The 25,792-nt window shown below is 38.8% G+C and carries 19 protein-coding genes; 12 read left to right on the top strand and 7 right to left on the bottom strand.

Translation table 11 applies throughout. The features are described from left to right. The first annotated feature begins 502 nt into the window (after window positions 1-502). From L1267_RS16315 to L1267_RS16365, 11 genes are all read left to right on the top strand, one after another. On the top strand, window positions 503-3,475 hold the full coding sequence (locus L1267_RS16315; RefSeq protein WP_063529643.1) for a TonB-dependent receptor: 2,973 nt from the start codon (window positions 503-505) through the stop codon (window positions 3,473-3,475). A gap of 207 nt (window positions 3,476-3,682) precedes the next feature. Next, the gene (locus L1267_RS16320; RefSeq protein ID WP_235383446.1) at window positions 3,683-5,221 is read left to right on the top strand and encodes a tryptophan halogenase family protein; all 1,539 of its coding nucleotides are present in this window, start codon (window positions 3,683-3,685) and stop codon (window positions 5,219-5,221) included. Continuing rightward, the gene (locus L1267_RS16325) at window positions 5,218-6,705 is read left to right on the top strand and encodes a tryptophan halogenase family protein (RefSeq protein ID WP_235383447.1); all 1,488 of its coding nucleotides are present in this window, start codon (window positions 5,218-5,220) and stop codon (window positions 6,703-6,705) included. The genes L1267_RS16320 and L1267_RS16325 overlap by 4 nt, the downstream gene beginning before the upstream one ends. A gap of 493 nt (window positions 6,706-7,198) precedes the next feature. Next, entirely contained in the window at window positions 7,199-8,527 is a 1,329-nt protein-coding gene (locus tag L1267_RS16330; protein WP_063527689.1) for a GH1 family beta-glucosidase, read from the top strand. Window positions 8,528-8,540: 13 nt separating this feature from the next. Further along, window positions 8,541-10,073 carry an MFS transporter gene (locus L1267_RS16335; protein WP_135926812.1) on the top strand — a complete coding sequence of 511 codons (1,533 nt, stop codon included), beginning with the start codon at window positions 8,541-8,543 and terminating at the stop codon, window positions 10,071-10,073. 34 nt (window positions 10,074-10,107) lie between these two features. Further along, window positions 10,108-11,115 carry a LacI family DNA-binding transcriptional regulator gene (locus L1267_RS16340; protein ID WP_235383448.1) on the top strand — a complete coding sequence of 336 codons (1,008 nt, stop codon included), beginning with the start codon at window positions 10,108-10,110 and terminating at the stop codon, window positions 11,113-11,115. Between the two features lie 56 nt (window positions 11,116-11,171). Then, the gene (locus tag L1267_RS16345; RefSeq protein ID WP_206769194.1) at window positions 11,172-11,525 is read left to right on the top strand and encodes a MerR family transcriptional regulator; all 354 of its coding nucleotides are present in this window, start codon (window positions 11,172-11,174) and stop codon (window positions 11,523-11,525) included. A 309-nt stretch (window positions 11,526-11,834) separates the two neighbouring features. Further along, window positions 11,835-12,527 carry a DUF4336 domain-containing protein gene (locus tag L1267_RS16350; protein WP_235383449.1) on the top strand — a complete coding sequence of 231 codons (693 nt, stop codon included), beginning with the start codon at window positions 11,835-11,837 and terminating at the stop codon, window positions 12,525-12,527. Window positions 12,528-12,709: 182 nt separating this feature from the next. Further along, the gene (locus L1267_RS16355) at window positions 12,710-13,282 is read left to right on the top strand and encodes an NAD(P)H-dependent oxidoreductase (protein WP_138558239.1); all 573 of its coding nucleotides are present in this window, start codon (window positions 12,710-12,712) and stop codon (window positions 13,280-13,282) included. Between the two features lie 104 nt (window positions 13,283-13,386). After that, complete coding sequence (locus L1267_RS16360) at window positions 13,387-14,160, top strand: class I SAM-dependent methyltransferase (RefSeq protein ID WP_235383450.1); 774 nt, start codon at window positions 13,387-13,389, stop codon at window positions 14,158-14,160. A 201-nt stretch (window positions 14,161-14,361) separates the two neighbouring features. After that, window positions 14,362-15,021 carry a LysE family translocator gene (locus L1267_RS16365; protein ID WP_235383451.1) on the top strand — a complete coding sequence of 220 codons (660 nt, stop codon included), beginning with the start codon at window positions 14,362-14,364 and terminating at the stop codon, window positions 15,019-15,021. Between the two features lie 60 nt (window positions 15,022-15,081). Here L1267_RS16365 and L1267_RS16370 read toward each other — a convergent pair whose 3' ends face one another. The 7 genes from L1267_RS16370 to L1267_RS16400 form a co-directional block, all read right to left on the bottom strand. Then, on the bottom strand, window positions 15,082-15,870 hold the full coding sequence (locus tag L1267_RS16370; protein WP_135926807.1) for a LytR/AlgR family response regulator transcription factor: 789 nt from the start codon (window positions 15,868-15,870) through the stop codon (window positions 15,082-15,084). Then, complete coding sequence (locus L1267_RS16375) at window positions 15,867-16,853, bottom strand: sensor histidine kinase (RefSeq protein WP_135926806.1); 987 nt, start codon at window positions 16,851-16,853, stop codon at window positions 15,867-15,869. The genes L1267_RS16370 and L1267_RS16375 overlap by 4 nt, the downstream gene beginning before the upstream one ends. A gap of 129 nt (window positions 16,854-16,982) precedes the next feature. Continuing rightward, entirely contained in the window at window positions 16,983-19,514 is a 2,532-nt protein-coding gene (locus L1267_RS16380; protein ID WP_235383452.1) for a glycoside hydrolase family 3 protein, read from the bottom strand. Window positions 19,515-19,551: 37 nt separating this feature from the next. Beyond that, on the bottom strand, window positions 19,552-20,328 hold the full coding sequence (locus L1267_RS16385) for a family 16 glycosylhydrolase (RefSeq protein ID WP_235383453.1): 777 nt from the start codon (window positions 20,326-20,328) through the stop codon (window positions 19,552-19,554). 66 nt (window positions 20,329-20,394) lie between these two features. Further along, window positions 20,395-23,085 (bottom strand): TonB-dependent receptor, encoded by a 2,691-nt coding sequence (locus L1267_RS16390; RefSeq protein WP_235383454.1) that lies wholly within the window; start codon window positions 23,083-23,085, stop codon window positions 20,395-20,397. A gap of 232 nt (window positions 23,086-23,317) precedes the next feature. Continuing rightward, window positions 23,318-24,067 carry a subclass B1 metallo-beta-lactamase gene (gene bla, locus L1267_RS16395; RefSeq protein ID WP_235383455.1) on the bottom strand — a complete coding sequence of 250 codons (750 nt, stop codon included), beginning with the start codon at window positions 24,065-24,067 and terminating at the stop codon, window positions 23,318-23,320. 278 nt (window positions 24,068-24,345) lie between these two features. Then, a complete protein-coding gene (locus L1267_RS16400) occupies window positions 24,346-24,918 on the bottom strand; it encodes a cytochrome b (RefSeq protein ID WP_235383456.1) in 573 nt (190 codons plus the stop codon). Between the two features lie 473 nt (window positions 24,919-25,391). Here L1267_RS16400 and L1267_RS16405 point away from each other — a divergent pair, with 473 nt between their 5' ends. Continuing rightward, window positions 25,392-25,604 (top strand): DUF2061 domain-containing protein, encoded by a 213-nt coding sequence (locus tag L1267_RS16405; protein WP_063527308.1) that lies wholly within the window; start codon window positions 25,392-25,394, stop codon window positions 25,602-25,604. The last annotated feature ends 188 nt before the right edge of the window (window positions 25,605-25,792 follow it).

The following is a 25,792-nucleotide window of genomic DNA, read 5'->3' on the forward strand; positions in this document are numbered from 1 at the left end:
ATGAAGTTTCTTTGATCTAGATCAAACGACAAGCCACTCTGGAAAAGTAATTACTTTGGCCGACAATTCACTTAACCATAAACAATTGCAAACTCCTTAAGTACACTTTAACAGAAGCAAGTTTGCTTATTTAAAACCCTAAAAAGAGCCAACTCATTTTTACTATCCGTTATTTAAAAACACTGTATTTCATATAGTTACCATCTTGACTTTACTTTTTAAGCTCCTGAAATAAAAACAGTTTTTAAATATTTCGTTGCGATAGAAGCTGTCAAAACCGACCCATTCCTCGTTTAATTTTCACACAACTTTTTTAACAATTTATTGATATAGCTGTTGACGTAAACTGCAAATCACACTACCCTTTTCTGGAAGCGCTTTCATAAGGGCGATTTTCAACCTCTTTATGGTAGCGCTTCCAGATGCATTTAATAATCTATTTTCGACAACAATATCATGCCCTAATTGCATGAATAACAATGATAAAAATGAGGGAAACCTGATGCCAAGCCATAACTTCAAAAGAACAAAGTTAGCTTCTAGCTTATCTTTGCTTTTAGGTGCTAGCACCTGCTTTTCTGCCTATGCAGAGCAGTCTGAACACAACGATGACATTGAAGTCATTCAAGTAACAGGATTTAAAGGAAGTATTAAAGAATCAACCCAATTAAAGCGCTACTCTTCAGGTGTTGTTGATGCTATTTCATCAGAAGATATAGGTAAATTCCCAGATACTAACCTAGCAGAATCTTTGCAACGTATTACAGGTGTATCGATAGACCGTAGTAATGGTGAAGGCTCAAAAGTAACAGTACGTGGTTTTGGTCCAGATTATAATATGGTGACTTTAAATGGGCGTACTATGCCAGCAGCCTCACTTCCTGCTGGCGGTGGCTCTCCAAATTCTCGTGCATATGATTTTGCTAATTTGGCATCAGAAAGTGTTAAGTCAGTTGAAGTCTATAAAACCGGAAAAGCAAATATTGCATCAGGTGGTATTGGGGCCACAATAAACATTAATACTGCCCGCCCTCTAGACAATCCAGGTTTAATTACCAATGTTGGTGTAAAAGCTATGCACGATACAACTAATCGTGTCGGCGATGATATTACACCAGAAATCTCAGGTATCTTTAGTTGGACTGACGAAGAAGCGAAGTTTGGTGTATCACTTACTGCAAGCGTTCAAAAACGTGATAGTTCGGCAGCAGGTGCTTTTGTTAACGAATGGAGAACGACTGCATACGACGGCACAATTCCTCAATCTGCAGATGACATCATCATCGAAAATGCACCTGCAATGGGGCAATATTATTCAATGCCTTCCGATCTTCGTTACACAATCGCCGATCGTGAACGCACTCGAACAAACGCGCAGCTAACACTGCAATATAGTCCTGTAGAGTCACTTACCGCAACACTTGATTACACCTACTCTCAACAAGAGTTATTCGAGTCACGTGCTGAGCAGTCAATCTGGATGGATAACTATAAAACGCACTTAATCTTTGATGACAATGCGGTTAAAACACCAATCTACTATAAAGAAGAACGCCGCGATCTATCAACGCGTGATCTAGGCTTAGCGTTACAAGAGCTCAATCAACTTAATAAAAATGACTCTATTGGTCTTAATCTTGAATACTTTGTAAATGACCAACTCAGTTTTGTATTTGATGCGCATAGTTCAAAAGCAACGAGTGAGCCCGATGCGCCTTATGGCAGCTGGGTAAATGCAGGGTTAGGAGCGAATATTGTCGCTTCTCAAGAAGTCGATTTTAGTCGTGATTTACCCTCTATGGTGATTGATTTTGATGATTGTAGTCGTACTAATTTAAACTGTAATGGAGTGTTAGACCAAGATGACGTTGGTACTTCTATACTTGATTCTAACTTTGCACGCCAAGAATCAACGGTTGATGAATTCCGATTACTTGGTAAATATGAAATTGAGTCAGGGGTAATAGACTTTGGTATTGAGTCACGCTCAATGGAAAGTCATTCATTGCAGTCACTTACTCGTAATACGATGGGTAACTGGGGTATCGAAAACCCTGGTGAGTTACCTGATGGCTACCTTGACCCGACAAATTTCTTAAGTGAATTAGACGGCTACAATACCTCAGGTTCATTTGATCAAGGTTTCACTGGCAGCGCGTCAGAAATTGGTTATTGGGCAGCAAGCCAATACGGGTTTAATTTTGCAGCAGATGGCGCATTTGCAACAAATCGTACTATTAAAGAAGATATTCAAGCTGCATTTGTACAATATAAGCATCAAGGTGAAATTGGTGATATGCCATTTAACCTCTTAGTTGGTGCTCGTTACGAAACCACAGATATCACATCAACAGCAAATATTGACTTACCAAATGCAGTCGCTTGGGAAGGTAATAACGATTTTAATGTGCGATATGGCACTGACAAACAAGATTACTCTCTAAGCTCTGATTATAATCACTTTCTACCTAGTATCGATTTTGATATTAACGTGGTTGATGATGTAAAAATTCGTGCTTCATATAGCACCACAATCGCACGACCTACTTATGATAATTTAAGCTCTGCAGCAACGGTTGGAGTACCAACGGGGCCAAGTTTAATTCCAGGTACCACTAATGCACCAGCTTCAACGGGTAACCCAGGCTTAGTACCGCTTGAATCAGATAATATCGATGTTTCAGCTGAGTGGTACTACAGCGATGTTAGTTATGTTTCTGTCGGTTATTACAATAAAAAAGTTGATAATTTTATTGGTTTAACACCAATGACTCAAAATTACTATGACTTACGAGATGTTTCAGCAGGTCCCCGCGCTCAAGCAGCAAAAGCTGAACTAGAGGCTAGAGGTCTTGCCGTAACTGACTCAAACCTATTCCAAATGGTTGCAGCCATGGAAAATGGAGTTGCTTTTGATTCAATGACTTATGAAGAGTTTGAAGCAGCCTACGATATCTTGCCTAACAGCGATGATCCACTAATGGAATTTACAGCTCAAGTTCCTACTAACAATAAAGATGCAAAAATTGACGGATATGAATTTGCTATCCAACATTTCTTTGGTGATTCGGGCTTTGGTATTCAAGCAAACTACACGATTGTAAATGGCGATGTTGACTTTAATGTCGCAGCAGATCCTACGACAACGCAGTTTGCATTAGTAGGTTTAAGTGACACAGCTAACTTAATTGCAATGTACGAAAATGATAAATTTCAAGCTCGTATAGCCTATAACTGGCGTGATAAATTCTTAAACAATGCGGCTCGCTATGTAAATGAACCTGCATTTACTGAAGAGTATTACCAAGTCGATTTTAATGTAGCTTATAACTATAGTGAGAAACTCTCTTTCTTTTTAGAGGGAATTAACATTACAGAGCAAGACAACCGCCAACATGGACGATACAAAGCGCAGTTATGGAATTTAGACAAAAATGGTGCTCGCTACAATTTAGGTGTACGTTATAACTTCTAAGCTATTGCTGAAGCAAGAGTATACGGTCTAATAGCAATTTACATAATATGTGGGCTCTTGGGGATAGAAAGGCGTTATTATTTAGTTATTCTTAATTAGATATTTTTAACGCTAATAGCGTCAATTTAGATCCCCAAAAGTTCACGATTAGCGTGAATTGATAAAAAGCCGCTCCTATTGAAGCGGCTTTATATTTAAAGTAAGCATATGAGCAAAATAATTAATAATATTGTGATCATTGGCGGTGGCGCTGCGGGGTGGCTTACAGCCGGATTACTAGCAAAAGAACATCCACATCTTCATATCACTCTCATTGAATCTGCTGATATTGGTATTTCTGGTGTTGGTGAAGGCACATGGCCGTCAATGCGAAATACTTTACAGCGAATTGGGGTCAAAGAAACTGACTTTTTACGTCAATGTGATGCGTCCTTTAAACAAGGTTCAAAGTTCATCAATTGGCGAGGAGAACAGCAAGGAGATAACTATTATCACCCTTTTATGATTCCTGAAGGCTACTATGAATATGATGTTCATGCTGCTTGGAAGCAATTATTTTCTCAGCAAAAATATGCTGATGCTATGAATATGCAAAGCTTTATTTGCCAAGCAGCACTAGCGCCAAAACAGATTAATACACCACAGTATGCTGGTGTTACAAATTACGGCTATCATTTAGACGCTCATAAATTTGCACGCTTTTTAACACAGCATTGTGTAAATACGCTTAACGTAAAGCATATTGTTGATAATGTGATTTGTGCAAATAACGATGAGCAGGGCTACATTAAAAGTGTCAGCACACAGCATAATGGAGCGATAACAGGTGACTTATTTATTGACTGTTCAGGTAGTCAAGGGCTATTAATCGCCAAGCATTATCAAATCCCGTTTTTAGATCAAAGCCACATTCTATTTAATAACACAGCAGTAGCAGCCCAAATACCATACGAAAGCCAATCTCAAAATATTGCCTCTGCGACATTATCAACTGCACAATCCGCTGGTTGGATTTGGGATATAGGTTTACCAACCAGACGCGGAATTGGCTATACATTTAGCGATAAATATTGTGACGAAGCAAGCGCAATAGAAACACTAAAAAGTTACGCGGCACAAACGATAGGCACTCAACAAGCAGACAAAATTGAAACACGAACACTTCGTTTTACCCCGGGTTACAGAGAAATATTTTGGCATAAAAACTGTGTCGCGATTGGCATGTCACAAGGCTTTATAGAACCATTAGAGGCATCTGCGTTAGCCATGGTTGAACTTAGTATCAGTATGCTAAGTGAGCAAATGCCTGTAGACCAAGATCACATGCAGCTATTAAGTACCCGGTTTAATAAACGTTTTAAATACCGCTGGGAGCAAGTCATTAACTTCCTAAAACTTCATTATGTATTGAGTAATCGTGATGATAATGGTTATTGGCATGCTAACCGCAACCCTAATAGTATCCCACTTGAATTACAGAACTTGTTAACACTGTGGCAGTATCAAGCACCCAGCCGATTTGATTTGGTCGAAAATGAAGAAATCTTTTCTTCTGCAAGTTATCAATATGTGCTGTACGGTATGGGGTTTGAAACCAGTCTAACCACAAAACTTGATGGCCAAAAGTGCCACAAAGCAGAACAACTATACCAACTCAACCGCAACAAGATTGCACAATACTTACAAAAATTACCCACTAATCGACTGTTATTAGAACAATTACAAGGGAGTAAGGTGGCAACATGAGACAACAATCAATCAAACAGGTGATCATCGCTGGCGGCGGAACTGCCGGTTGGATGACCGCAGCTGCGTTAGCCAAATTACTAAATAAAGATATTAAAGTCAGCTTAGTTGAATCGGACGACATTGGCACCGTAGGTGTTGGCGAAGCAACCATTCCACCTATTCGCACCTTTCATAAATTACTAGGTATTGATGAAAAACTTTTTATGAAAGCTACCCAAGCAACCTTTAAATTGGGGATCAGCTTCGAGAACTGGCACAAGCCACAAAGTGACTATATTCACTCTTTTGGTATGACAGGTAAAGAATGTTGGGCTGGCGAGTTTCATCATTTTTGGTTACATGCAAAAAAAATGGGGAATAAAGACGACTTTGGAGATTACTGCTATGAATTACAGGCAGCTAAACAGGGGAAATTTGGTATTAGCCCTCATAACCCAATTAATTATGCATTTCATATGGATGCTAGCCGTTATGCGGCATTCTTACGAGAGTTTGCAGAAAATCTAGGTGTAAAACGCTTTGAGGGCAAAATTGAACGAGTAAATAAGCATGCTGATAATGGTTTTATAAAGAGTTTATTGCTCGATGACGGCACAGAGATAACGGGTGACTTCTTTATTGATTGCACTGGTTTTAAAGGTTTACTGATAGAGCAAGCCTTACATACTGGTTATGAAGACTGGTCACATCTATTACCTTGCGATAGTGCAGTAGCAGTTCAAACGAAAGGGACACCCGAAATCGCTCCTTACACGCGATCCATTGCTCATCAATCAGGTTGGCAATGGCAAATTCCTTTACAAAATAGAGTTGGCAATGGCTTAGTCTATTGTAGCCGTTATTTATCAGACCATGATGCAACTCAGTTATTATTAAATAATCTAAGCAGTGAAACTCTCACCGAACCAAAAATTATCAAATTTAAAACTGGCCGACGACGCAAGGGTTGGAACAAAAACTGTTTAGCGCTGGGTCTTGCCAGTGGTTTTTTAGAGCCTCTTGAATCAACCAGTATCCACCTCATCATGACTGGGATTATTCGCTTTATGCGATTATTTCCTTTTACAGGCATAACCCAGCACGCTATTGATGAATACAATAAACAATTACAGTCAGAGCTTGAAAGTATTCGTGACTTTATTGTTTTGCATTACAAAGTCACCGATAGGGATGACAGTGAATTTTGGCAGCATTGTAAAACAATGGAAACACCTAAGTCACTTGCCCATAAAGTCGCATTGTTTAAAGAGACTGGACGAGTTTTCTTAGATGATGGTGATATTTTCCGCGTCGACTCTTGGGTGCAAGTCATGCTTGGGCAAGGCATAATGCCGGAGCAATACCATCACGTAGCTTCTTTGATGAATGATCAAGAGCTAAGCCGATTTATGCAGGGGATCAAACAGCAAATAGCGCAACGCTTACAACAATTACCGACACATAGAGCGTTTATTGAACAATACTGCCCTGTAGATACTTAAGTCTAAAAAGGCATCACTATTGCTAAAATACTTATAATTAAACGAACTGTAAAGCCACATCAAAAATGTCGGCTTTACCTTAATTGCAAGCTAAATGATGTCTCTTTTGACGATACTTATAAGCGTTAAACTTTCCTAACTATTGAAGAGCTGAGCGTGCTGGCTGTAAAAAGTTAAAGCTAGCAACATAATACAGCACCTAGCTTAGTTACGTCGTTATTAGCTCTTAAATTAGCGCTAAAGTTATAAAAGTAATAAACCATTAACCTATTAATTATTAAAAGATAAAGCAGATTTTCACTGTATATTTCGAGCTAAATAAAATAAACGGTTGACCGTTTGCAGATTAGCCTCTAACCTAAATATGGAAGCGCTACCACAAAACACCAAACACCCTTATGGTTTATTACGGTAATTTTATGGAAGCGCTACCATAAAATTTTAAATTTAGCCGCAAGATTTACTTGCTCTTGTTTACCAAAGGTTTCATTTCATGACTCAGCTCACGTTACCAAAAAACTCAACAATGCTTAGCAAAGACTTTATCTATGGCGTTGCGACAGCTTCGTTTCAAATAGAAGGAGCTGCCGATAAGCGCCTTCCATGTATTTGGGACACCTTTTGCGCGACTCCAGGAAAAATCGCTGATAACTCAAATGGTAATTTCGCTTGCGAGCATGTCAAAAAATGGAAAGACGATATTGAACTAATCGACTCTTTGGGTGTAGATGCTTACCGTCTTTCTATTTCATGGCCAAGAGTCATAAAATTAGATGGCACTTTAAATCAAGAAGGTATTAACTTTTACATTAATATTTTAGACGAGTTAATGCGTCGAAATATTAAAGCATTCGTCACTTTATACCACTGGGATTTACCACAGCATTTAGAGGATAAAGGCGGCTGGTTAAATCGCGAAACTGCTTACGAATTTGCGCATTATGTAGACCTAGTAAGTCAGGCCTTATCAGGAAAAGTCTATTCATACGCGACCTTGAATGAACCTTTCTGCAGCTCTTATTTAGGCTATGAAATTGGTGTTCATGCCCCTGGGATCAAAGGCCGAGAATTTGGACGTAAAGCTGCCCACCACTTGCTGCTTGCACATGGCTTAGCTATGAAAGTACTAAATAAAAATAGCCCAGAGTCACTTAACGGTATCGTACTTAACTTTACTCCTTGTTATCCTGTATCGTCTAGCGAAGCCGATTTAGCTGCAACAGCTTTTGCTGATGACTACATAAACCAATGGTATATGAAACCAGTAATGCAAGGAGCTTACCCTGACATTATCGAACAGTTGCCAGCCGCTCATAGACCTGACATTCTAGCTGGCGATATGGAGATTATTTGCCAACCATTAGACTTCTTGGGCGTTAACTTTTATACCCGATTACGTTATGAAGCAAGTGACACTGATTATTATCATGAACTGCCTCATCAAGCGCCAATGACAGATATCGGCTGGGAGATATATCCACCAGCATTGACTGAGTTATTAGTCTCTTTACATGAAAAATATGAGTTACCGCCAATCTATATCACTGAAAATGGCGCTGCGATGGCTGACAAAATGGTAGATGGAGAGGTAAACGATCAAGACCGTGTTGACTATTATAATGCACACCTAAATGCTGTGAATGACGCAATACTGCAAGGCGTAAACATGGCTGGCTACTTTGCATGGAGCTTAATGGATAATTTCGAGTGGGCAGAAGGTTATTCAAAACGCTTCGGAATTGTTCATGTTGATTACGATACACAAGTACGAACAGTAAAGCTAAGTGGTAAAGCATATAGTCAGTTAATCACGCGCCGATAATAAGACAACAATAATGATAAAACACACTCTTCCTATCTACGAAAAAATAGGCTACGCGATGGGCGATGCCGGCGCTAATTTAGTTTGGCGTGGTGCTTTGGCCTATTTAGCCGTTTTTTATACAGACACATTTGGTATTTCTGCCGCCGCTGCTGCGTTACTTTTTTTAGTTGTGCGCTTATCAGATGGCGTGACAGATATAATAATGGGGATGATTGCAGATAGAACGCAAACACGTTTCGGTAAATTTCGTCCTTGGATATTGTGGTCAACTCCTTTTCTCGCCTTGTTTATGGTGTTGTGCTTCACAACACCTGACATAAGCCCAGCAGCTAAGCTATTTTATGCTTATTTCACTTATATAGGGCTCACTCTAGCTTATACGGTAAGTAACGTACCCTACTCTGCTTTAATGGGGGTTATGACTGGTGATGACCTAGAGCGAACTAAACTGTCTGGCTTTCGCTTTGCCGGAGCATTTGCAGGTGGCTTATTAGTTATGGGCTTTTTACCTGATTTAGTTGCATACTTTGGGCAAGGAAATAGCGCACAAGGTTACCAATACACTATGTATGTATTTGCGGCCTTACTCACTGTACTCATGTTAATCACGTTTGTAAGTACAAAGGAGCGCGTTCAACCTGCAACAAAAACGCAAGTTTCACTAAAAACTGAGCTAACTGATTTAAGTAAAAGCTTACCTTTTATCATTCTTCCTTTATTGGCGATCACATTATTTTTCTATTATCGCGAGCTCTACTCCGGTTTGTTTTTTGCGGCAACAATGATTTTTATGACTGTCGTAATTCGTCGCTTACTTGCAAGCGATCATAGTAAGCTAAGTGGCACTCAACGAGATATGGTTGATTTACTTACAAATAAACCATGGCTGATCTTATTAGGTATGGGCTTTTTAACAATGATGTTTAATGGCATTAAATATGGTGTCATTGCTTATTATTTTAAATATTACGTAGGTAATGAGCTTTTAACTGGCCAATACTTTATAGCTTTATTAATCGTCTCAATTTTCGGCGCGTTAAGTACAGGAAAATTAGCTGAAATTCTGGGTAAACGTACTTTGTTTATCGCTTCATTATTACTAAGTGCCTTCTTTACCATTTGTTTCTTTTGGCTGCCAAATGATAACCTCAGCCTGATCTTTGTTATGGGTTGTCTGTCTGAATTCTTCGCAGCCATGATGCCTACCCTGTTTTTTACGATGCTTGGGGATAGTGCTGACTATTCTGAGTGGAAAAATAAACGCCGTGCCACTGGCCTCATATACTCAGCAGGAACTTTCGTGCAAAAAACGGGGGGTGGATTTGCCGGAGCCTTAGTGCTTGTTGTACTTGCAAGTTATGGCTATGACGGAATGGACGAAACCACCATTGCACACTCACTCGATGGCATGATACTACTAATGAGTTGGCTACCAGCTGCGTTTGCTCTAATAGCCGCAGCACTGATGGCCTTTTATCCATTAACATCTGAAATGACAGAAAAAATAACAGAAGACTTGGCAATTAGGCGTGCAAGTCTGTAAATTAAACAGTTAAGGTTTATATCAAACAGTAATTATGGCAACTATTTATCAGGTATCAGAGCTCGCTGGCGTTTCTTTATCAACCGTATCTCGGGTGTTAAATGAAAATGATTACGTCAGCAAAAAAACCAAACAAAAAGTCCTCGATGCGATGGAGCAGCTAGGTTACAAACCAAATTCGATAGCGCGCTCTCTTGCTTCAAATTGCACCAATAGTGTGGGGATTTTAGTCTCTGAGCTAGACGGTGCATTTTTTGGTGAAATGATGTCTGCTATTGAAGCCCAATTAAGGGCAGCTGGTAAACATGTCATTATTACGCCAGGACACAGTGAAGAAGACAAAGAAAAAAGTGGCTTAGAATTTTTAATTTCTCGTAACTGTGATGCGATCATCGCCCACGTTGAAGCCGTAAGTGATGAATATTTAGTAAAATTAAATAAAGGTAAAACCCCAATCTATCTAATCAGTCGCTATGTAGACCAAATGAAAGAAAACTGCATTAGCCTCGATAACGTAATGGGTGGCTATTTAGCGACTAAGCACTTACTTGAGCAAGGCCATAAACAGATTAATTACATAGCAGGCCCTTTATTCAAGCCAGATGCTTATAACCGACTTGAAGGCCACAAAAAAGCGCTAAAAGAATATGGTATTGCATTTGACGAGCAGTCTCTTTTCGTGGGTGACTTTAAAGAAACAGGCGGATACAAAGGCTTACAGCATTTCTTCAACATCAATAAAGAATTTACAGCTGTTGTATGTGCAAATGATGAAATGGCCTCGGGCGTAATGAAATGTGCAAGAGAGCACAAGCTTGATCTTCCCAAAGATCTGGCAATCATCGGCTTTGATAATGTTCATTTCACAAATTATTTATATCCAACTTTGACGACCGTTGATAACCCTGTCGAAAAAATGGGTACTATGGCCGCGAACTTAGTGTTAAAACAGGTGTATAAACAAAATCGCGCTAATATAGAGCATATATTTACGCCAAACTTGTTGATCCGCGATTCAACAACACGTTTAACCAGATCTTAATAAAAAGCGAATACGATATCGCTTGTTAAAAAGTAACGAACAAAATTGCTATAGAAATGGAGAAGCAGGTGTTTATCGGTGAAGTAGCCAAAAAAACCAATTTATCCGTTAAAACAATTCGCTTTTACGAAGAAAAAGGCCTCATAACAACCCCTCAACGTCAAGGAAAGTACCGTGTTTATACAAATGAACACATAGAGGTATTAAAGCTAATCTCAGAAGCAAAATTACTGGGGGTTACACTCGCTGAGTTGAAGGGCTTTATAAAGTATGAAAACGGGCAAGCAAACTGGGCCGAGATTAGAGAATTTTTGTTGCATCTTAAGAGTCGTTTGCAAACACAAATTGAGCAGACAAAACAAAAAATCGCCCATATTGATTCATGTGTTGGCCTTATTAACATCAAATAGTTAGTTGACTCTCCCCTTAAGTGGAGAGTTTATAATCGCTGTAGGTTATTGATTTAATCAAGCTAGATAGCATACACAGTGTGCTTTCAATAAAGTCGTTTTTATATTTTCAAAAATTGGGCCTTTAATAACTTCGATTTCATACCAATTCGCTCTATTAGGTAGCAATTTAGACAAATTAAATCTCGTTGATAACGGGGCAAAGATTACTGATTTAGTTGTTCTAAATAAGAAATCATTAATGCAGGTAGCGACAGGCTTAATCCCTGAAAATAATTAAGCGTTCTTACGAATTAATTAAGGAAGATCATGGAAAAGTTAGCAACCGACATTTGGATTTTTGATGGTGAAGCAGTAACGTTCTTTTTTTTACCTTTTACAACCCGCATGACTGTTATTAAACTCGCGAATGGCGATCTATGGGTGCACAGTCCTATCCACCTAAGTGATGCCTTAAAGAGCCAAATAGACCAGTTAGGCCCGGTTAAATACCTTATAGCTCCTAATCACTTACATCACTTGTTTTTACCACAATGGATTGCAGCGTATCCCGATGCTAAAACTTATGGCACTAGTGAGGTCATCAAAAAGCGCAATGATATCTCTTTTGATGCATCCCTTAATGACGACTTGGACTGGCAGTGGCAGGCAGATATTTCCCAAGAGTTATTTACAGGCTCACCCTTTATGGAAGAGTGTGTGTTTTTCCATAACAACTCAAAAACATTGATTGTGACTGATCTGATTGAGAACTTTTCTGGTGACAACTTTAAGGCTTGGCAAAAATGGCTCGCAAAAGGTGCGGGGCTCTTAGCTCCTAACGGAAAAACACCGATAGATTGGCGCCTCAGCTTTATGTTTAAAAAGCCTCAAGCTAGACAGCATTTTGAAAAAATATTGGCTTGGGAGCCGGAAGTTATCATTATGGCTCATGGAGAATTAATAAAACACCACGCCATGGGGTTTTTACGTGAGTCGTTTAGTTGGCTTAATAAAATCTAACTATATTGCACCTGTTGACCACTTTATAAAAGCGTTTATATCAGTTTAGTAACTGCACTTACGGAAATTTCGTCGGAACGTTGACTGAACAAAATTTCAAAGTTTTTTCAGATAGTGATTGACTCTCCCGTTAAGGGGAGGCTTTAGAGTAGCAATTATTTCCTAACACAAAGGTCTTGATTGTGAAAAACATACTCATTTTAAACGGAAACCCAAAACCCAATAGCTTTGCTGACTCTTTAGTGGATGCATATGAATGCACTGCTAAAGAAACGGCAAATATACGTACTTTTAGACTGTCTGAAATGGACTTTAACCCAGATCTCAGCTTTGGTTATGATCAGGTACAGCCGTTAGAGTCATGCTTAGAAGCATTTACAAATGCACTCCTTTGGGCCGATCATCTCGTGCTTATTTCGCCAGTTTGGTGGGGTAGCCTACCCGCTAAATTAAAAGGGCTGTTTGATCGCGTTTTTTTGCCTGGGGTTACCTTTACGTTTGAACAAAATAGTTTACTTCCAACACCACTTTTAACCGGCAAAACAGCAAGACTTATCCTAACCATGGACACCCCAAAGGAGCTAATAGATCAATTAGCACAGCCTATTTTAGAGCAGTTGGGTCGACACACGCTTGAGTTTTGCGGTTTTGCACCGCCAAAAGTTAACTTATTTGGTTCAGTTATCTTATCAAGCGACAGGCAAAGATCGGACTGGCAGACTACTGTGGGAGAACTGGGTTCTCAATGTGACTAAAGGCTTATGTTTGTTGTGTAAAATATAATATATTATTATTTCTATTAGGCATTGCTGCAATGATTGAGCAGTGCCTAATTAGAAGTTAGCTGGATAGGACGCATATGGATTATATTAAAGTAAATAGAGAAACATGGAATAAAAGAACTGATCTTCATACCCAGTCTAGTTTTTACAATATACCAATGTTTAAAAATGGGAGAAACTCACTCAACCCCATCGAGCTCGCCCTACTCCCAGATGTGAAAGATAAATCGCTATTGCACTTACAGTGTCATTTTGGTCAAGACACGCTCTCTTGGGCAAGGCTTGGCGCGTGTGTAACGGGTGTTGATTTGTCGCCTACTGCAATTGAGTATGCCAATGAGCTCAAACAAAACTTAAATTTAGAAGCCACTTTTATCGAAAGTAATGTTTACGATTTTGACGCTATCAACCAGCAACTTTTTGATATTGTTTACACTTCTTATGGTGTTCTAAATTGGTTACCAGATTTAAATCGATGGGCTAAAGTAATTGCTAACTCTTTACAAGCTGGCGGCACTTTATGTCTGGTTGAATTTCACTCTTTTAATGAGTTATTAAATGGCTACTCTTATTTTCATGACTCTGAACCTACCATTGAAGAAGAAGGAACATACACCGAAAATTGTGATGGTACAAAGTCAAAAACAGTAACCTGGAGCCACTCAATTAGTGACATTATAAACTCACTCATTCAGGCTGGTTTGACGATTGAGTCATTCGACGAATACCCATATAGCCCTTATGACTGCTTTGAAGGCTTAGAGTATGTTCATGATAAAGGCTACCAATTACTTCACAAAGGACATCAAGTTCCTTTAGTGTTTTCGATTAAAGCAAGAAAAGGATGTTAATTTGACCCATTTAATTTTTGAATATGGCAATTCACTTAATTAAGCAAACTACTCTGAGGCAATAAAACCTCGCTAATAACACGGCAATAATTTCGTTATTTAGTGGTTCTAAATAAGAAACTTTAACGCAGCTAGCGACACGTTTTATCCCTTAAAATAATTAAGAATTGCAGATTGGTATTATTATTTTTTGAGGAATTTATGGATATTAATTTAATCAGTATATTTGTTTCGGTTGCAGCTGCACACTTTCTTGCATTGCTAAGTCCTGGGCCCGATTTTGTTTTGGTTGTTAAAAGTGCATTAAAAGGCAATCAAAAGAATGCGATTGGCGTAGCACTTGGGATCGCAACAGCTAATGCAGTGTATATTACCTTATGCTTAATTGGAGTTGGCGCCATATTATCCACCTCAATTGGTTTGATGGTAACGCTCAAAGTTATTGGTGGCTTATTTTTGATGTATATAGCCTATCACGCCTTAAAAGCCCCTAAAAATGCCTATGCTAATTTCTCCACAAATACCAAGGCATCCACTGAATTTTCATTATCATGCTTTTGCAAAGAGTTTGTAACTGGGTTTCTCTCAGGTATTTTAAACCCTAAAAACTTATTATTTTATTTAAGCTTGTTTACTGTTGCACTAACCCCTGAGGACAGCATTAGCTTTAAAGTGCTTTTAGGAGTATGGATGACATTAGTCGTCTTTTTTTGGGATGTGGCAATTATTTATATGTTGTCAAAAACGACTATCAGACAAAAATTCATTAGAGCCGCATTTTATATTGATAAAGTAACAGGTGTCGTTCTCGGTGCGATAGGGTTTAACATTCTAAAATCAGTTTGGTCAAAACAGCCATAAATACTACTGCATAGTAAGGTGCTGTTTATAACGCGGTGTTGTAAAACAGCACCGATTTATTTAAATCAGCTTTTTTAATTGCTTACTGTAGGTTCGACTTACTTTTAAGGTTTTACCTGTAGTTAAGGTTGCCATGTACTCTGAGTTGCGCAATGGCTCAAGCTGTCTTACATAGGCTAAGTTAACAATTGTCGACTTATGGATCCGCAAGAATGCCTCAGGCAGCATATTACTCTCGAGTTCCTTTAATCTTGCTCGCATAACATGGGTATCGGTCGCGGTGTGCACACACATATAATCGCCAGCCGCATCAATCCAAAGAATATCGGTGAATGAAATTATTTGAATCGGGTTTTTAGCATCCCGGATAACCAAGTGATCACTGTCAAAATTATAATCAGACTGATTAGCAGAGTGTTTGTTTTGCTCTGACTTGCTACTCACTTCTTGTTGTAGCGCTATCAACTCACTTTTTTGAAATAGCTTTACTTTACTTATAACTCTTTCAATAGCTTCAGCAAGTCTATCTAGTTTTACCGGTTTTAATAAATAATCGATGGCTCTAACTTCAAAAGCTTGGACCGCATGTTGATGAAATGCTGTGACAAAGATGACCGCAGGACATGCCTCAGGTTGAAAATGCTTTATCAATTCAAAACCTGATTTAGAGGGCATTTCGATGTCTAAGAAAATTAAATCTATTTCTTTGTTATTTATCAGCTCAATTGCATCGTCAACACTGCATGCACTACCAACAATATTAATTTCAGGAAAATGTTCGAGTCGAATACGTAAACCTTCGACGGCGCTGTATTCATCATCAACCAGTATCGTGTTTAGTTTTATCATTTATTATGACCACTCATAGGTAATGTTATACATACCCAAGCACCACCTTCGCTTAAGTTGCCCTTTTCTATACGGTGTGACTTTCCGTACATTAGCTTTAAACGCTGCTCACAATTGGCTAATCCGATACCTCTTTTGTTGGTACTTTCCTCACCAAATCCCTTGCCAGTATCAGACACTTTTATATTTAAATAACTCTTCGTTTTTTCTATTGCAATGGTGATACACATTTTCTGGTTTGAACACATACCATGCTTTAAAGCATTTTCGACAAGGGGTTGAATCAACATAGAGGGGATCAACAACTCGTTGCAACCATCGGCAACAGAAATATCAACAACAAGCTTATCAGTAAATCGACACTTTTCTATATCCAAATAATTGCTAAGAATGCCGATTTCTTCCTTAATTGTTACCTTCTCAAGTGGATCTGTATATAAGCTGTGGCGCAATAGATCACACAGTTTTTCGAGCATTTTGACAGCTTCTAAACTTTCTTTCTTCAAAATCAATGTACAAATCGCATTTATACTATTGAACATAAAGTGGGGATTAAGCTGATAACGCAGCATTTTTAATTGTGACTCTTTTGCTAGGTGTGTGGCTTCAGCTGCTTTTTGCGTTTGCTCTAAGTTATCTAAATAAATCTTGATCCCATAATAAAACGCGGCCCATGTTGAAAGCACTGTTAATGACGCCGACGTCCATGTACCAAAGTCAAACCACGTCATTGGTTGCCAAAAGTTTCCATAAAACCACTGCAGCGTAATCCACTTTATTTGTGTCCAAATTAACGTCGCAGTTATAACAACGACAACATGAAGCGCAATCTTCAGTTTTAGCTCAATAAAATTGATATAGGAGAATACTTTTCGCAGGAACAGGGTAATTAAAAAGCCGCAGATTGTATCAATAATCAGATGCGGGATATGGATAGTCCAAGGCTCATCACTTGGTACTTTAATCATTAATTCGGTTAGCATTGCGTAAACAACCCAACCACATATCTGAAACAGCCAAAATAAGTGGCTGCGGGGGTTACTAGTATTCAAATTATTCAATCCATAAGGTAAAGCTGATGGGCATTACTTGCTCATCAGCTTTACTAAGATTTAGTCAGAGCATGAGAGTAAATAAGCATCTGCATTTGGTTTACTAGTCAGTGCTATATCCGCAACAGCTAAGCTGGCAGCATTTGCTGAAACGTTTAGCACCTCTGTCACCTTGGTCATAGTATTTAACGCAGATGGACAATTTAACGGTATCGCTAACGTATGCCATTTCTTATCATTCATCAAGGCTTCTATTGATTCAAACTTAATGTTACGCATGCAATGGTTATTGTTACACATTAATTGTATTTGAGTCGCTTTACTTGGCGCTGTGTTAACTCTCATTTTAAGTTCAAGAATAGCTGACTTACTTGCATCACTGAGCACTTCAGGCTGCTTATAGCTTAAGCTCAAAGTAGCTTTCTTTGCGCCTGCTCGCCAAATGAATTGTCTTGCATCTTCCTGATAAGACAAGTTAACTGATTGCATTAACAAACTAGCACCATCACCACTAGTTGCAGATGAACCTGTTGTTTCGATGGCAGCGGTATTTGCGTCTTTTAAGCGCCAAACTAAGTTCTCTGCTAAGCCTCTAACAAACAGTGGCTTTGCGTCTTCATTAGCTTGCTTTTTAGGTGATGTTTTTTCACTCAGTAAAGGCACATTAACCGTGTCTTGGTAGGTTAATCCGTAGTCGTAAGCAAACAATGGATCATAGTTTTCATCACCTAAGTTTAATGTGTATTGCGTGTCATACTTTGGCCATGAAAAGCTCAACTTACCTGAAAAATCATGTTGAATGTTGCCCTTCGAATCGGTCAATAAAACATCTGCTACGCCCTCGCCTTCTGAGCCAGGTAACCATGCAGCAACAAATGCATCAGATGCATTGAGTTCTTTATTTATCCAAAGTGGTCTACCGCTCAAAAATACAGTAGCAACCGCAATGCCGTCTGCTTTTAACTTTTTCAATAATGCTAGATCTGCTTTTGTTTTATGCTGATATTCAAGATATTCGATATCACCAAACCACTCTGCATAAGGTTCTTCGCCAATAACAACAATTGCTACATCAGGTTTGACCGAGTAGTTTCCGGCTTCGTTTAGTTCAATTTGCCCACCGGCATTTTCAACTTGCTTCTTTAAACCACCAAAAATTGACGTCGCATTTGGAAAGTCGTCATTGGTGTTGTCTGTGCCTTGCCACGAAACACTCCATCCACCTGCTTGCTTTGCAATACTATCGGCACCATCACCAGCAACCAGTATCTTGCTTGTTGCTTTAATTGGCAGTATTTGGTCATTATTTTTCAATAGTACTAATGACTTACGAACAGCTTCTCTAGCAAGCTCACGGTGCTCGGCAGCACCTAACCATTCAGGATGCTGAGATTCAGATCGGCTTGATGGTTTACCTCTTGAGAATAAGCCCCATCTGATCTTCGCTCTTAAAAAACGTCGAACAGCATCATTAATTCTTTCTTCAGAAATAGTACCCTCTTTCACTTGCGCAACCGTGTTGTGATAAAAGGCTTCAAAGTGCTCTGGAACCATAATAACATCAACACCTGCATTGATAGCTGCAGCACATTGCTCTAAATCACAACCCTCAACAAATTTGTGAGCATTCCAGTCACTGACAACAAAGCCATCAAAGCCCATTTGCTTTTTAAGTACCTCTGTTAGCAAATACTTATCACCGTGCACACGTTGACCGTTCCAGCTATTAAAAGATGCCATAACTGACTGAACACCTTCATTTATTGCTGAAAAATAGCCAGGACTATGAATATCTCTCAAACCTTTTTCATCAATAATAGTGTTGCCACGGTCTATACCACGTTCAGTTCCACCATCACCAACAAAGTGCTTTGCTGTTGCAATACGATTTGTTCCTGTTAAGAAATCATTGTTGATGCTTCCCTGAATACCTACAACCATTTCGCCTGCGTAATCTTTAACTAAATCAGGGTTCTCAGAATAACTCTCATATGTTCTGCCCCACCGATCGTCTCTGACCACTGCGACAGTAGGCGCAAAACTCCATTCTATTCCGGTTGCAGCAACTTCTTTTGCTGTCGCTTGACCAATGCGTTTAATTAGCTCTTTATCTCTGGTTGCACCTAAACCTATGTTATGTGGAAATAACGTAGCTCCATAAACATTGCTATGTCCATGCATTGCATCTGTGCCCCAAACCGTCGGAATTGCGCTTCCATCTATCGATGCATCTACTGATGCCTGATACATCTCATCGGCATATTGAAGCCACTGTTTCATCGAGGCACGTTTATTACCATAAGGCGCGGTGTTACCTCCATTTAAGTAAGATCCAAAGCCATACTTGCGCATCTGTTCGACACTTAAATAGCCTATTTCAGGTTGAACCATTTGTGCTACTTTTTGCTCAATTGTCATTCCTTCAATGAGCTCATCAATTTGCTTCTCAACAGCAGGGTCTTGTTTGAGTTTAGTGTTTACATCAGGCCAGTTTACCTGTTCGCTGTCGATGGCATGTGAAAGATGACTATAAACAAGCCCAATAAGAACCAATGGGCTTAATAATAATGGTGGAAATTTAAATCTAGACATTTAAAACCTATAATACAACACGTTGAAAAATAAATAGTTAGTTAGGTATGTATTCAATAAAATCATAATATACCCAAGATGAAGCACCATAATATTGCCCAGGAAAGTAATTGGCTTCTTGTGAGTTATCGCCGTGCCAGTGATTAATCATAATTTTGGTGTTATCAACAGGCCAAGCGTATGCAGGTATCTCATTATTTGCCAGCACACCATCACCATTATCTTTATAAACGGTACGAATAGTTTGCTCTTGGCCATTGGCATCATACAGATACCAACGAATAACACTGCTAGACCAATCAAAGCCTATCATGAGCAGATTTTCACGGTAATCAAGCCCAAATTGGCTTAAATCGATGTCTTGTTCCCAGCTTTGATATAAACCACCTTGCGGTTGATAGATAATATTTGTATGTACAACATTACCAAGTAAGGGCAGCAATTCAATGTCTATTTCTTGCCATGCTCGACCTGGACTATCCCACCATGAGGTATAAGTGAATATCGATGAAACCGTACCAGCAACATTGCCTGACTTTAATCGACCTTGTACCTTGCCATAACTGTAAAACTGATTGCTCTGTAATTCTGAGCATGTGCCTTGCGATAAGGTTAGAGTTAAGCCATGCTCGCTGGGACTTTGCATATTCGGCTCAAAGGAGCACCCAAATGGCGTGCCATTATCACCTTGTCGTGCAGTCCAAATACTCGTGTTGTATCCCCAAGAAAAGTTATCTTTGAAGTAGTTTGCACTTAAACTAGGGGATAAAAAAGTAACACATAAAGTTGCTAGAGGTAGCCATAATTTTTTCATTTTTTTGCCTCTTAATCTGGTTAGCTCTCATATTGCTAAGCAATATGAGAGCGCTTAATCGTAAGGTTAAAATGAGAAACCGGCTCTAACACCATAGTATCTCGGCATGCCAAAACTACCTTTTGGTACACCTTTACTTGTGTTGTTCCAATATTGAATGGTCTCATCAGAAGCGTTGTTAATGAATAACTCCGCATACCATTTTTGGCTTTGAGGCTCATACTTCAAAGATGCGTTATAAACGGCGAATGCATCTCGGCTATCATCAATATATTTTGTCGCTTCGTCTGAAACTGCAAAATCCATATCATCTAAATGTTTATCAAGATTCCACACCGTTGAATACGATTTATCTTTCCAACTTGCGTTAAACCAACCATGAATAAAGCCATACTCACCTAAATTGAACGTATGCGTATAACTAATATTCGCTGTGTATTTAGGTGTCATTGCTAGGTTGTTGCCTTTGAGGTTTGTCGCTAACAATGTGTTTTCTGGATCTTTTGATTCTTCATAAGAGATATCAAATAGATACTCTGAATCATAATCCCACTTAGTATTCCAATCTTCCGTAATTTTAGCGTCAGTCCAAGTTACGTAACCTGTGATGCGACCATTTGGATATGGCTTCCAGTCAAATTCAAATTCAATACCTTTAATTGTTGATGCTGGAACATTCTGAGTGTAATAAGCAATCACAGGTTGATTTTGATAATCAAGAAGAGGCTCGCCATCATCACCTAAAATCGGTGTTCCGTTATCATCTTCCACCACTGATAAGCGTTCAACATTACCGATCGAACCAACCGATGCGTATTGCATATCTGTATAGTCTGTATAGAAAAAAGCAGCTTTTAAATTCAGTGAGTTATCAAAAAAGCTTGATTTAGCCCCTAGCTCCCACGTTAATACTTCTTCTGGATCAAACTTCGTTTCAAACCGGGTAACATCACCGGTTCTATCGTTAACTACTTCGTATACATCACCAATACCACCCGCTTTAAAGCCACTCGCTAAATATGCATACAGCATGGTTTCTGATGAAATGTCATAATCTAAGCCAACACGGAAGTCATGATGTTGCCAGCTTCCTTTGTTGTCATTTTCAAAGTAGGACGCATATATAGATGGGTCTTCGTAATAGTCGACTGGCAGATTGTTTAGGTCTGTTCTATTTAACCAACCTACAGCACACCCATCGGCATTTGAGCATCGATACGTTCTGCCGCCTTTGTCTTGCTTAGTTTCATCACTAAAACGATAGCCTAAAGTTGCATGTAACTTCTCGGTTAGTTTGTATGTTCCTTGACCAAAAATGGCAAATGCATCTGTTGAGCGATCAGGTTGATCCCAAAACGCTTTATCATCCATTGGATTATCATAATAACCCACGGTTGTGGTTTTTTCGTGGAAGTAGTTTGCCCCTACAATCCATATGAAGTCACCATATTCATCAGATTGAAGTTGTAATTCTGTTGAAAACGATTCAGCCCCAGTGCCGTTTAAAAAGTAGGTTGCACCATCCCATGGGTCAAGACCTACTTCACTGTCTTGTGCTGACTCTCTTTTCATGTCTTCATAACCCATCAACCAAACGATATTGTATTCATCATTTAGGTTATAATTTAATGTGTTGCGAAGATAAGTGATGTCTAAATCTAATTGTCCAGGAACATTCACAACCGCTTGATAAGTGTTGTCACTTGGCAAGAAATTTGAGCAATCGCCCCCCATTTCAGCTGGACGTCCTCTTAACTTATCACAGTTAACTAAATCAAGATTATTGTTGCTGTTATTTACGTACTTTTGGAAAACCGTATGGTTTGAGAAATTACCATTCAATGGCTCCCAAAGTGTGCTCACACGGAATGAATATTCATCTGCATTGTTATAAAAATCACTTTTATCTGCAGGTGTTAATGCGCGAACTTTTTGTGCTTCTGGATCGGTACCAGCACCATCAATCCACCAGTTTTCTCTTTGAGTAACAGTTTGACCAACACCTTGATAAGAGTCATCTGATATTACAGGTGCATTTAATACATCATCAGAAAGCCTGCGAGTATCGTACTGGTTAGGATCATAGTAGCCTTCTAAATAAGAATCACGCTTCAAACCTTTTGCTGCGAAACGAACTGCAAATTCCTCGTTAATAGGAATATTAACAACGCCATCAATGTTTTTGCTGTTGTACTTACCTGCCTCAACATTCACATTACCAAAGAAGTTTTCAAATTGTGGCTTTGCAGATATAACATTAATACTACCAACCGTAGAATTTCGGCCGAATAAGGTGCCTTGAGGACCACGTAATGCTTCAACACGGTCAATATCGTACATCAATGCAAGCGCACCTTGCATTCTCGGTGAATACACACCATCTAAGTGCACACCAACCGCTGGATCACCTAGCTCTGTTAGGTTGGTTGAGCGTACCCCGCGCATTGAAATAACGGGTGCTGATTGGTCGGTTGCTGTTGAAATATCAAGACTAGGAACAAGGTTCGCAATATCCTTAATATTATTAACACCATTTTTTTTAAGCTCAGCTTCTGTTAACGCCGTAATTGCTACCGGTGTTTCCATCAACTTCGTTTTGCGTTTTGTTGCCGTAACAGAAATGATTTCTAAGCCACTTTGCGGCTCTTTTGATACTTTATTGTCAATATCCTGCTGATTTTCGTTTTGTGCATGTACAGGTAATGAGCAAGCTAAAGCGACAGCAACTGCTAATGCCTTTTTATTTATTGTGTGCATATTCAACCTTTAGATGTGTGTTCAAATTTAAAAGTATTTACTTTTAATTAACAGTATCTGCAGGTTCATTTTTCATTACCAGTCAAATTCGGCAAGACGAGTTTGAAATAATACAAAGCGAATTTAAAGTTACTTTCACGTTGGATTTTACGTACTTTTTGAGCGCAGACCACAAGGAAATAAAGGGGCTTTAAACTGTTCAGATTTAGTTTAAAGCCACCATCATCAACGTCTATTTAAGGTGATCGGATATTAATTTTTCTGTGTGAGAGAGCAACTCATATCCGCCCACATCACCATGCCCGGGAACAACCATCACAGCGCTTTTAAATTGTTTATTTAATTGCTTTGTTATATTTAGCCAAGAATGAATGTCGCCATGAACTAAGTTACCAACAGATGATGACTGAAGTGATCGAACCGCACAACCACCAAATAAAATTCTTTTTTCAGGTAACCATGCCATAACATTGTCCATTGCATGCCCAGCCCCTGGATAAAACAACTCAAGTGAGCCAAATTTAACAACTGAGCCTGCTTCTTTAAGCTTTTTAATAGTATTGTTTGGCACTGCCGCTCCTTGCTCTGTCGTTAGCTGAACAGTTAATGGATGGGCAAAAACATCGATCCCCTTAGATTCAAGTACATCAACTCCTGCAGCTCGGTCGCCGTGGGCATGTGTAACAAATGCTTTGCTTACTGGCAGTTTAATTTCAGAGTGTATTGCTTCGAGAAGATCTAAAGTGAGTAACTCTCCCCACGCAGTGTCGATAAGTGTCAAACTATCTCCTTCTTTAACAATTAAACCATTTGAAGGAAATCGTGTACCATTTGGGTAAGTATAATAAGATGTATGTAGCCATACCCCTTCATCTAAGGCAGTGATAGTGACTTGATTAGGCTTGCTATCTTGCGCTGCACCATGAAAACTACATATTAAAAGAAAAAAAACAAAATAACCGAGCATCCTAAATTTCATCATCGCTCTATATATCCCTAAATTAAGACCAAAAAAATAAATTATAATAAAAACTACCAATAGGTAGGAATATAATTATGAAGCACTATTTATTTGTAAGTCTATAAGAAGTAGCACTATTTTTTAGTGATATAGAAAGCGAGTATGAGAATTAGTCAGTTATAGCTTTTACGATGTTCGCTAACTAATTCTCTTCAGTGTGATTGAAGAAAGTGGCAATAGTGGCTCTTTGCGCCATAAACATAACACGATAAATCATGGTATGTGGCATCAAGGTTTAACTACTCAGACTTATCTAAATGTTCACTTTTTAGAGGTAACATACGTTTTAAGGTGTTATCTGCCAAAAAGTAATGGTGAACTAATGCAGCAGCGGCATGTATACCTATTAAGTAGTAGCCAACTTCACCCACTGTCTCGTGTAATTCTTTAATCGTTTTAGCAAGGTCTTTATTTTCACTTGCTAAAGGAGGAAGCTCTAAGCCAAAAAATGGCACTGCTTTACCAGCCATACTCAATATCAGCCAACCAGCTATTGGCATTGCAATCATGAAGACATAGAGCGCAAGGTGCACTAGTTTAGCCAATGTATTTTGCCACTTTGCAGGCTCAGGTTTTATCGCTGGCGTTGAGCCTGCCAGAACACGCACCACTAACCTTATACTTACTAGAGCTAAAACAGATAAACCCAACATAAAATGCCACATTTTAAAAGCGTCGCGGGTTTCTGTACCTTTATCAAACAACTCGCGCAATTCAATACTGCCAAAAACAGTGACGATTAAAATAAACATAAGCCAGTGCAATACAATAGAAAAAGTATTGTAATGAGTCGTTGTATTTTTAATATTCATAATGCCTCTTTAGTAAAAACGCCTTTAGATAAGTGCCCAATTTATACGTAATATAGACTCACAATTAAGCTATCCTTTGAGCGCTCTTGCTGTAATGATCTAAAACAAAAAATGAGCTATCTAAAATTATCTTGTTTACTTATTAGCGAAACTCTACTGTACTTGTTTAAACTTAAAATAAACTTAAGTCATTTAATTATATAAGCTTACTACTCTTTATAGCCCTCAAGATCCGCCTTACATTATCGTGAGCAATACGCAGTTTATTACCCCAACTGACAAGCATATTTCCGAACAACTCTCACCATCTACTTCTATTTGAGTTCGTAGAATTTGAAATAAAACTTCATGAGCATTACCGTGAAAATTACAATCCACTTTTCCGATTACAATAATCTTTTTATTCCATTTTAAAGATTAAAAATAATGAGCAATACTAAACTCATCAAATTATGAGAGTTAGGGTATTCAAAATGATTAAAACAGTTACTTTTGCAATAATGCACTTCACAATCGCGTTTACAGTGACCTACTTTTTAACAGGTAGCTTTTTAATTGGTGGCTTGGTTGCCATTGTTGAGCCTGCGGTCAATACGGTTGCGTTTTACTTTCACGAAAAGGTGTGGCGCAATCTAGAGAGTAAGGATAGCTTCAAACAAAACCCAGATGGGATAATGTTTGCATAAGAATTAACTAGATTGAATTGGCTCACAAAGCAACGAATACCCCATCTTACATCTCAAACTGTCAATTTAGCTTTGCCACTAGGGCCGGTGGCAAAGCTGCAAACTAAACTGGCTATTGTTGTTAAGCTTTATAGCCAAATTCAAACACGTCCTGTAAATGAGCTCTACACTCTCACTTCCCTGAATAA

The organism is Pseudoalteromonas sp. OFAV1 (assembly GCF_021532595.1).
GTDB classification, from domain to species: domain Bacteria; phylum Pseudomonadota; class Gammaproteobacteria; order Enterobacterales; family Alteromonadaceae; genus Pseudoalteromonas; species Pseudoalteromonas lipolytica_C.

Bases quoted from the DNA above. Each gene is read 5' to 3' on its own strand.
- L1267_RS16315 (WP_063529643.1), top strand. From the start codon at position 503: ATGCCAAGCCATAACTTCAAAAGAACAAAGTTAGCTTCTAGCTTATCT.
- L1267_RS16320 (WP_235383446.1), top strand. From the start codon at position 3,683: ATGAGCAAAATAATTAATAATATTGTGATCATTGGCGGTGGCGCTGCG.
- L1267_RS16325 (WP_235383447.1), top strand. From the start codon at position 5,218: ATGAGACAACAATCAATCAAACAGGTGATCATCGCTGGCGGCGGAACT.
- L1267_RS16330 (WP_063527689.1), top strand. From the start codon at position 7,199: ATGACTCAGCTCACGTTACCAAAAAACTCAACAATGCTTAGCAAAGAC.
- L1267_RS16335 (WP_135926812.1), top strand. From the start codon at position 8,541: ATGATAAAACACACTCTTCCTATCTACGAAAAAATAGGCTACGCGATG.
- L1267_RS16340 (WP_235383448.1), top strand. From the start codon at position 10,108: ATGGCAACTATTTATCAGGTATCAGAGCTCGCTGGCGTTTCTTTATCA.
- L1267_RS16345 (WP_206769194.1), top strand. From the start codon at position 11,172: ATGGAGAAGCAGGTGTTTATCGGTGAAGTAGCCAAAAAAACCAATTTA.
- L1267_RS16350 (WP_235383449.1), top strand. From the start codon at position 11,835: ATGGAAAAGTTAGCAACCGACATTTGGATTTTTGATGGTGAAGCAGTA.
- L1267_RS16360 (WP_235383450.1), top strand. From the start codon at position 13,387: ATGGATTATATTAAAGTAAATAGAGAAACATGGAATAAAAGAACTGAT.
- L1267_RS16365 (WP_235383451.1), top strand. From the start codon at position 14,362: ATGGATATTAATTTAATCAGTATATTTGTTTCGGTTGCAGCTGCACAC.
- L1267_RS16370 (WP_135926807.1), bottom strand. From the start codon at position 15,870: ATGATAAAACTAAACACGATACTGGTTGATGATGAATACAGCGCCGTC.
- L1267_RS16375 (WP_135926806.1), bottom strand. From the start codon at position 16,853: ATGCTAACCGAATTAATGATTAAAGTACCAAGTGATGAGCCTTGGACT.
- L1267_RS16380 (WP_235383452.1), bottom strand. From the start codon at position 19,514: ATGTCTAGATTTAAATTTCCACCATTATTATTAAGCCCATTGGTTCTT.
- L1267_RS16385 (WP_235383453.1), bottom strand. From the start codon at position 20,328: ATGAAAAAATTATGGCTACCTCTAGCAACTTTATGTGTTACTTTTTTA.
- L1267_RS16390 (WP_235383454.1), bottom strand. From the start codon at position 23,085: ATGCACACAATAAATAAAAAGGCATTAGCAGTTGCTGTCGCTTTAGCT.
- bla (WP_235383455.1), bottom strand. From the start codon at position 24,067: ATGATGAAATTTAGGATGCTCGGTTATTTTGTTTTTTTTCTTTTAATA.
- L1267_RS16400 (WP_235383456.1), bottom strand. From the start codon at position 24,918: ATGAATATTAAAAATACAACGACTCATTACAATACTTTTTCTATTGTA.
- L1267_RS16405 (WP_063527308.1), top strand. From the start codon at position 25,392: ATGATTAAAACAGTTACTTTTGCAATAATGCACTTCACAATCGCGTTT.